Origin of the sequence: Escherichia sp. 93.1518, from assembly GCF_013368915.2 — a bacterium.
GTDB classification, from domain to species: domain Bacteria; phylum Pseudomonadota; class Gammaproteobacteria; order Enterobacterales; family Enterobacteriaceae; genus Escherichia; species Escherichia ruysiae.
In genome coordinates this window covers 1-7,150 of sequence record NZ_JABWMT020000062.1, presented here as the reverse complement: position 1 = coordinate 7,150, position 7,150 = coordinate 1, and the positions used below count along the sequence as shown (strand labels likewise).

Annotated in this window: 11 protein-coding genes; 9 read left to right on the top strand and 2 right to left on the bottom strand. The window is 46.9% G+C overall.

Annotated features, from left to right (window positions below):
• The first annotated feature begins 154 nt into the window (after positions 1 to 154).
• The 7 genes from HEN21_RS23225 to HEN21_RS22140 all read left to right on the top strand — a co-directional run bounded on the left by HEN21_RS23225 (position 155) and on the right by HEN21_RS22140 (position 4,551).
• On the top strand, positions 155 to 676 hold the full coding sequence (locus tag HEN21_RS23225; RefSeq protein WP_445297814.1) for a hypothetical protein: 522 nt from the start codon (positions 155 to 157) through the stop codon (positions 674 to 676).
• Positions 673 to 861: a hypothetical protein gene (locus HEN21_RS22165; RefSeq protein WP_053900150.1), complete on the top strand. Its 189-nt coding sequence runs from the start codon at positions 673 to 675 to the stop codon at positions 859 to 861. Before HEN21_RS23225 ends, HEN21_RS22165 begins: the two co-directional genes overlap by 4 nt.
• A 126-nt stretch (positions 862 to 987) precedes the next feature.
• Positions 988 to 1,524 carry a DUF551 domain-containing protein gene (locus tag HEN21_RS22160; RefSeq protein WP_404864665.1) on the top strand — a complete coding sequence of 179 codons (537 nt, stop codon included), beginning with the start codon at positions 988 to 990 and terminating at the stop codon, positions 1,522 to 1,524.
• Positions 1,517 to 1,738 carry a hypothetical protein gene (locus HEN21_RS22155; RefSeq protein ID WP_001683865.1) on the top strand — a complete coding sequence of 74 codons (222 nt, stop codon included), beginning with the start codon at positions 1,517 to 1,519 and terminating at the stop codon, positions 1,736 to 1,738. Before HEN21_RS22160 ends, HEN21_RS22155 begins: the two co-directional genes overlap by 8 nt.
• Positions 1,735 to 2,589 (top strand): hypothetical protein, encoded by an 855-nt coding sequence (locus HEN21_RS22150; protein ID WP_244469271.1) that lies wholly within the window; start codon positions 1,735 to 1,737, stop codon positions 2,587 to 2,589. The genes HEN21_RS22155 and HEN21_RS22150 overlap by 4 nt, the downstream gene beginning before the upstream one ends.
• A gap of 13 nt (positions 2,590 to 2,602) precedes the next feature.
• Positions 2,603 to 3,127: a toprim domain-containing protein gene (locus HEN21_RS22145; protein ID WP_032203392.1), complete on the top strand. Its 525-nt coding sequence runs from the start codon at positions 2,603 to 2,605 to the stop codon at positions 3,125 to 3,127.
• A 494-nt stretch (positions 3,128 to 3,621) separates the two neighbouring features.
• Complete coding sequence (locus tag HEN21_RS22140; protein WP_048959301.1) at positions 3,622 to 4,551, top strand: hypothetical protein; 930 nt, start codon at positions 3,622 to 3,624, stop codon at positions 4,549 to 4,551.
• A gap of 185 nt (positions 4,552 to 4,736) precedes the next feature.
• Here the strand turns inward: HEN21_RS22140 and HEN21_RS22135 are convergent, their stop codons facing one another.
• Positions 4,737 to 5,198, bottom strand: a complete 462-nt coding sequence (locus HEN21_RS22135; protein WP_244469272.1) for a DNA-binding protein — start codon at positions 5,196 to 5,198, stop codon at positions 4,737 to 4,739.
• Positions 5,199 to 5,371: 173 nt separating this feature from the next.
• On the opposite strand from HEN21_RS22135, the gene HEN21_RS22130 reads away from it, so the two are divergent.
• Positions 5,372 to 5,761, top strand: a complete 390-nt coding sequence (locus HEN21_RS22130; RefSeq protein ID WP_048959303.1) for a HumD family translesion DNA polymerase — start codon at positions 5,372 to 5,374, stop codon at positions 5,759 to 5,761.
• Between the two features lie 37 nt (positions 5,762 to 5,798).
• On the opposite strand, the gene apbC is transcribed toward HEN21_RS22130, so the two are convergent.
• The gene (apbC, locus tag HEN21_RS22125) at positions 5,799 to 6,899 is read right to left on the bottom strand and encodes an iron-sulfur cluster carrier protein ApbC (protein WP_000004356.1); all 1,101 of its coding nucleotides are present in this window, start codon (positions 6,897 to 6,899) and stop codon (positions 5,799 to 5,801) included.
• A gap of 157 nt (positions 6,900 to 7,056) precedes the next feature.
• Here apbC and HEN21_RS23515 point away from each other — a divergent pair.
• A partial coding sequence (locus HEN21_RS23515; RefSeq protein ID WP_171848160.1) for a class I tRNA ligase family protein occupies positions 7,057 to 7,150 on the top strand: 94 nt, incomplete at its 3' end.

Below are 7,150 nucleotides of genomic sequence, written 5' to 3'. Positions count from 1 at the left end.
ATATTGGGCCGTTGGTGGAGATATAAGTGGATCACTTTTCATCCGTCGTTGACAGGAGCGAAACAGGCGTGTGAAGAAATAGAAGGTTACGAAACATGCTGTCCAGAATGCAACCATGAATTTAAAACAGATTTTGTGTATTGAAGCATAGCAAATGACCACCTTTACCAAAGAACAACTAATTGATCATATTAATGATCGCAAAGATGTCCGTCAGACAATGTTGGATACCACAACGATTTCTTCTGGATTCCGAGAATATCTTGAAAGAGAGCTTGCCACCGATCAGATTGCCCTAGCGTCGCTGGAAGCTGAACCTGTTCTGTATCAGTCCTGCACTCGCCCCACTTGGAATAGCGGTGTTCCGTGGACGGAATGGAAAGAACGTAGTCGTGAGGGCTACGAAAACGATTTGCGCTTTACAGACACGCCTGACCATGCCGGTTGGATAAACAAATGTCGAAAACTATATACCACTCCGCCAGCGCCACTGCTACCTGACGGACTGGTTAAAGCCGTGCGCTTCTATGAACAGGTTAAGCGTGAAAATCCGCCAGTCGAAACCGGAGCATGGAAAGACGCGGTTGACTGGGTGCTTAAAGAGGCTTTCCAGGCTGTATCAGTGTTGGAAAGCAGTAGAGAACACGAAGTTATTAGCCAGCAGGAGAAGGCATGAGACAACTTTACACCATTGTTATCGCATTTGTTTTTGGTTTTGGCGGCATTTGCGTCGGTGAGAGTGCTGGCTATAACCGTGGATTAAGTGAAGGAGTTGCTATCAGCAAGGGGGATAAGTGGGATTGTGCTTACTCATACGTGACTGGATTCCTTATGTGTGATCGAACCCCAAAATATAAGTAGAGGCTATCAATGACCACCTTTACCAAAGAACAGTTAATCTCCCATGCACGCGAAAGCGTTAGTTATCTGGAAAACTTGAAAGGACGTGTTAGCAAAGAAGGTGCGGACTGCAAAGTTGTTATTGAGATGGTTGAACGAGATCTAAAACTGGCTCGAATTGCACTGACCTCACTTGAGACAAAACCAATAGGTGCATTCCACATTGCAAAACAGCAAGTTGACGGTACAAGTGACTACATCAAGGATGGAGAGTGGCCTATTGATAATGGGACAATTGAAGTATACGCCGCCCCTCCAGTGCCAGTAGTACCGGAAGAAAAACCAATGCCTAATCCTCTTAGCATGTACGCGGTTGATGCTGTTGCCGCTATTGCAGAGGTGAGAGGCTGGAATGCCTGCCGCGCCGCCATGCTTCAGAGTCAAAATAATGGCATTAAGGATGGTTGGATAAGCTGTAGTGAGCGAATGCCTGAAAAGGGCCAGAACGTGCTTATTTCGGTGAATTTCGATAGCTCTCTGGTTGAACCGCTAATATGCTCCGCACGCTATACCGGAAGCACCTTTCGGCGCGGAGATGCAACGATTAAGCCGGGTAATGGTATTGAGCAAGCAACTCACTGGATGCCACTACCAGAACCTCCGCAGGAGTCGAAGAGTGAATAAAGCAGAGTTATTTCAGAAAATATCGGCTCTCGCGACTGAATGCCACGCTATAGCATCTGAGCTTGATGTTGGCGATGAACGAACCGAGATGTTCGAAATATACAGTGTGCTGCGCAATCTCTGTCGGCGTGGCTACGCCACTCAAGTAGGGCGAATGACTAACCCACTACTCTCATCCTGTGATGAGGATGACTCGGATGAGGATGACGAATGATGCATAAATCAGTAGCCGGTGAGTTTCAGAAGGAAGTCGATAATACTACCGTTCTATTGGACGATATTTTAAGCATTCTCGCGCTGCTTGAGGCTGGCGATTGGTCAGAACATTGCACTAAAACAGAGCTAGGCGGTCGGCTTGAAAGAGAGATTACACGACTTATTGGTGATGCGCAGGAAGCTACAGTCACTAGTTATGAGTTAATCGCTGAAGCCTGGCGTTTGATGGATGGACAAGATCCTAAAACCAGCGATTGGCATAGCAAGGCTTCGAAGTATTTAAATTCCAATAGGGTAGAAAAAGTTGATGATGTGAAACCGAAGCCAGTAGACCACGGTTTCCGCGATAACTGCGAATGCTCTAGTTGCCAGACCACGGCCCGTATTTGTTCCGAATTGACAGATAAGTCCAGCCTAATCTACGAAGTTAATGTAGGCGGTAATACATGGGTCGAATGCACAAGAGCTGCATACGTAAGAGCAAAAGACAAGGGTGAATTAACCAGAGTTGTTACCCATCACTCAAATAATGAGCTTAAAGATCACCAGATTCGAGAACTGGTGAATGAGTTGAGGGATATTGCGGTTCAGTACCACGGAACGCAGCAATTGCGGGAGAAGATTGCCAGAGCAGTGAACAACTCGCTCAAAGGGGGAGAATCTCAACCGAAACGTATACGAATTACGCATATAGGTGAAAACGGCGTAGAAATCCCCCAATTCTCTGTTGGGGACATCTTTGATGTGCATGGAGAAGAGTTTGGCGAGCCTCACATCACTATGCCTAGTGGCCATGTTTACTGGCTAAGAGCTATGGAGAAATATGGTGATAAATGGGAAGTGTTATGAGGGATGCGAAGTTATGACCAAATTTGGAAAGCTGGAAGCTCATTTGCTAACTCGTAACTACCGCCATGATGTGCATCCATATAGACAGTGGATCGATGAAAGCGAAGGAGTTGTTACGTTCCCTCTATACAGGTTTGATGGGATGTTGGCCGGGTATCAGACATACAGACCAGGCGCTCCTAAGCAGCATAGCAATCCGAAGATGGCCCGGTATTTCACACGAGCGCACGGCAGACAGCTACTATGGGGAACCTATCTTCCTTTAAAAGATGGACCGATATGGATAACTGAGTCGATTTTTAAAAGTGCAGCAGTGCACAACGCGGGCGGAAATTCGTGGGCGCTGTTAGGTTCGACTTTCTCAGCAGGATTACGTCGTCAACTGGCAATGCTGCCGTATGACTTTCGTGTAATAGGTGACAATGATGCGGCTGGTGAATCACTTGTGAAGTCTTTCGGAAAAGGTTTTGTGGCCCCGGATCTTGACGAGCTACAACCAAATGAAGTGTCTCATTTGATTTTTAGCCATAGCCAATAAGCATCTCTCCCCTTTAAGGCCACAATTAGTGGCCTTAAATAATGTGTTTTCTACCTCGATTTAGCCTCTGTTATCGTTTTGCATTTCTCTAATCCGGTTCAGAACTACTTCATGGGAGAGTGACCGGGTAGCTGAGATAACTGCCAACTTTTATCCTTCCACCTTCACGCGCTGCGCTCGATGTTGCAGCCCGTCTCCGAGTAACCAGATTAACGATTATATTGCTGGTCAATGAAATAAATACGAACACCCAAAATCTGGCCATGCTAGGACATGGCTAGCTGAAAGCATCATTTATTCGTCTTGCTAAAATCGGCCATTCTGGTATCTTAGGTATCGGAACTGATTGCCAAGGCTGTAAGTGACCTAAAAGACAGCAAATCGAACTACCTGCCAATGACAGTTGATCTTTATTAACCATGCTGGCAAGCGTAGTGACTTAAACACTTACCACTACTTTTAAAGTCCAGCATTGTTAAGACAGGATCACTACTATGAGTACCGATCTCTCAAAACTTTGCGCAGATTTCCTACGTCAAAATCATGTTTCCCAATCCACTGAAAAACTAAAAGCTTCACATGCAAGAGAGCTGGTTGCAGCATTTTTCGGTTACAAGAGCCATGCGGCACTCATGGCCGAGAAGACCTACCCGCTGGTTCAGCTCGAAGAGGCATATATCTTCATTCCTGATATACCGTTGATGAATGACAGACGCTCGAAACTCAACGGTTTGCCAAATGACCTTACCCAGTCAATTGACCTCGCCAGGCTTCTATCAGACATGCTTACCAGTGAAGGGCTATGTGGTGGAAATGTCTGGATCCATGACACACTGGAAAACTATATTGTCGAAGTCTTACTACCCGATTGCCAATCTCTTATAGATGACCAGCTTTCCGGTTTGATGGCTGAAACCAATGCGGAATTTTTCGATGCTTATTATGACGATGTGCAAATCGAGGATCGTGGTGACAAATTGGTGGCTATTGCCAAAACCCAGTACAAGGGCGAGACACTGGACGATAGGCCGTTCTGTGGTGACACCCTTGATATAGTTGTGAAGGTGATATTGCCCCGCATGGCTGGCAAGCGCGGTTTTTACGATTTCGAGCTTGAAGCTGGAGGCTGCGTCAATGACGACAGGGTTGACCCGGAGCTAAAGTATGGCAAACCTCCTCAGAGCAGACTGGCAGCGGAGCTTGGCATAACAGACGAAGATCTTGAATTGCTGGAATGGGACACACAGGAAAACAGTAGTGATGACGGTTTGATCTATGACTTTGTGTTGACCTTTGACAAAAGTTGTCCGCCTGAGATTTTGGAGATGATCGAAGGATTATCGGATAATTTGACGATCCGTGTTTCTGCAAATGCGTTTGACAACCCTTATCCGGATGAAAACATGCATTACGAATATCCGTAGCAAAGAACAAGACGGTGAAGGCGTCTGAAGCCCAATGGAATGAAAACGTACGCTAATTAGCGTACGTTTTCCCGAATAGTTGGCAGTTCTCGTAGCTACCCGGTCACTACCCCTTCATGCTGGGCTTGGATAGCGGCTTTTTCGTTTTCAAGTCGGGCAATAGACATCTCTAATTCTTTGCTGTACTAGGCGAGTTGGGCCAGGTTCATCCGGTTGTGATCGAGAGTTGGAGACACTTCGACGTGATCCCTTTCTTCCTGCCTTAATGAGAAGAGATTCATCTCATCCCTTGAGGAAAATTCAGCAACAATTTCTTGTTGATGATCCGGTCGCTGCGGCATCCTTGCCAGTATAAATGGCGGTTCTTTTGAAAACATGAATGTCGGCTGTGACCGTGTTTTCACCCATCTAGCCTGCTGTCTTTCGGCAAGTTCACAGGCTTCATCATAGTTATCTACCAAACCAAGCACGGATGGGCGGTCCCACGCGCCACCATTCAGACAATAAACAACAATTTTCCCGTCAGGTTCTGTAACTCCATAGGGATGGTCCCACCAGGCGTCCAACTGGGCTTTGGAGCGTTTCTCGTTAGGAGTGCTGTCAAAATTTTTGGGCAATACAGGATCGAGAGGAATGCGGGCAGGCATAGCTAATTCCTTATTAACTGATTGGCAACGAGGTTACGCTGATCCGTTGGTGATGAATAGTAGCAAAGCGCACAAAATCATCAGCGGTGGTTGATGTACATAACGCGTTTGCACCAAAGGTGCTTCTTTAATGTATACTGTATGGACAAACAGTATTTTGAGGTGAAAACGCTATGGGCTTCCCTTCTCCTGCGGCGGATTATGCTGAGAGCCGTATTTCTCTTGATCAGCAGATAATTAGACATCCTTCAGCGACCTACTTCTTGAGGGCAGCTGATAGCCATCATCGTGAGGGAATATTGCAGGGTGCATTGCTGGTGGTCGATTCCTCACTCACTCCTGTTGATGGATCTCTTCTTGTATGTGCTCTGGATGGGGAATATCGCGTAAAAAGATACCGGAAGTATCCACGTCAGCATCTGGAGGATTTAAGAACTGGTAAGAAGGAAGCATTGCCAAAGGATGATGATGGATGCACGGGCAGCAATGCCGTATTTGGTGTGATCACTCACATTATCAACGACGCAAGAAGTGGCGAGTTTGATGATTGTCCTGTGATGTAGGAGAACTGTTTAGGTGGTGCATTGCACCACCTTTTTATCACACTGCGCGGAATGCGATTTCGCCAGGTATTACTTCACCTTGCCAATACATTTGGGCAGCAACGCGATCTGCGAGGTCACGATAAATAGCCGTAAATTCGCTATCTGGACGACTAATAACGGTTGGTGTTCCGTTATCCAGATCTTCACGAAGAGAGATATGAAGTGGCATTTGGCCTAACAACTGCGTGTTGTATTTCTCGGCCAGTTTCTGTGCGCCACCGGTGCCAAAAATTGGCTCGTGATGACCGCAGTTACTGCAAATATGCACACTCATGTTTTCGACGATACCTAGTACCGGCACTTCGACTTTTTCGAACATCACAATGCCTTTCTTCGCATCGATCAGCGCGATGTCTTGCGGCGTAGTTACCACAACCGCACCAGTTACAGGAATGTTCTGCGCCAGCGTCAATTGAATATCACCAGTGCCCGGCGGCATATCGAGAACGAGATAGTCCAGATCAGGCCACAGTGTTTCCTGCAACATCTGCATCAGCGCCTTGCTGGCCATCGGTCCACGCCACACCATTGCATTGTCGTCGGTGACCAGATAACCAATAGAGTTGGTTGCCAGGCCATGAGACATGATAGGTGCCATGTGAGTACCGTCCGGTGAGGTTGGACGTTGGTTTTCCGCGCCCAGCATGGTTGGAATTGATGGACCATAGATATCGGCATCCAAAATACCAACTTTCGCACCTTCAGCAGCCAAAGCCAGTGCCAAGTTTACTGCTGTGGACGATTTGCCTACACCGCCCTTGCCTGAGCTTACGGCGATAATATTCTTAACACCATTAATGCCTGGTTGGTTTTTGACGCGCTTAAGCGTGGCAATGTTGTACGACAGCTTCCAGTCAATAGCCTTTGCGCCAGTGATACGGAGCAGATCACCACTACATTGCTCTTTCAGGTCTTCAAAAGGCTTATTCCACACGAAAGGCATGATTAGTTCGACATGCAGTGTGTCATCCATCAACGCAACATGGTGTAACGCTTTAAGCGTAGTCAGGTTGTGTTTCAGGGTTGGGTGCTGAAAATTAGCCAGCGTACCGGCTACCATTGCTCTCAGGGCATCCGGCGATTTGGACTCGCTCATCCCGTCTCCTTTATTTTAATTTGCGCAATTGTCGCCTTGTAGTGTACTCCAGCTACGACATTTAATCATTTATGAGAAATGCTGTTATCACATGGCAGACATAAGGCCATTTTGTTACTATCAAGCCCCTTTTCACTACAAAGAAGTAATGCCTACTATGACCCAAGTCGCGAAGAAAATTCTGGTGACGTGCGCGCTGCCGTACGCTAACGGCTCAATCCACCTCGGCCATATGCTGGAGCACATCCAGG

Bases quoted from the DNA above. Each gene is read 5' to 3' on its own strand.
- HEN21_RS23225 (WP_445297814.1), top strand. From the start codon at position 155: ATGACCACCTTTACCAAAGAACAACTAATTGATCATATTAATGATCGC.
- HEN21_RS22165 (WP_053900150.1), top strand. From the start codon at position 673: ATGAGACAACTTTACACCATTGTTATCGCATTTGTTTTTGGTTTTGGC.
- HEN21_RS22160 (WP_404864665.1), top strand. From the start codon at position 988: ATGGTTGAACGAGATCTAAAACTGGCTCGAATTGCACTGACCTCACTT.
- HEN21_RS22150 (WP_244469271.1), top strand. From the start codon at position 1,735: ATGATGCATAAATCAGTAGCCGGTGAGTTTCAGAAGGAAGTCGATAAT.
- HEN21_RS22145 (WP_032203392.1), top strand. From the start codon at position 2,603: ATGACCAAATTTGGAAAGCTGGAAGCTCATTTGCTAACTCGTAACTAC.
- HEN21_RS22140 (WP_048959301.1), top strand. From the start codon at position 3,622: ATGAGTACCGATCTCTCAAAACTTTGCGCAGATTTCCTACGTCAAAAT.
- HEN21_RS22135 (WP_244469272.1), bottom strand. From the start codon at position 5,198: ATGCCTGCCCGCATTCCTCTCGATCCTGTATTGCCCAAAAATTTTGAC.
- HEN21_RS22130 (WP_048959303.1), top strand. From the start codon at position 5,372: ATGGGCTTCCCTTCTCCTGCGGCGGATTATGCTGAGAGCCGTATTTCT.
- apbC (WP_000004356.1), bottom strand. From the start codon at position 6,899: ATGAGCGAGTCCAAATCGCCGGATGCCCTGAGAGCAATGGTAGCCGGT.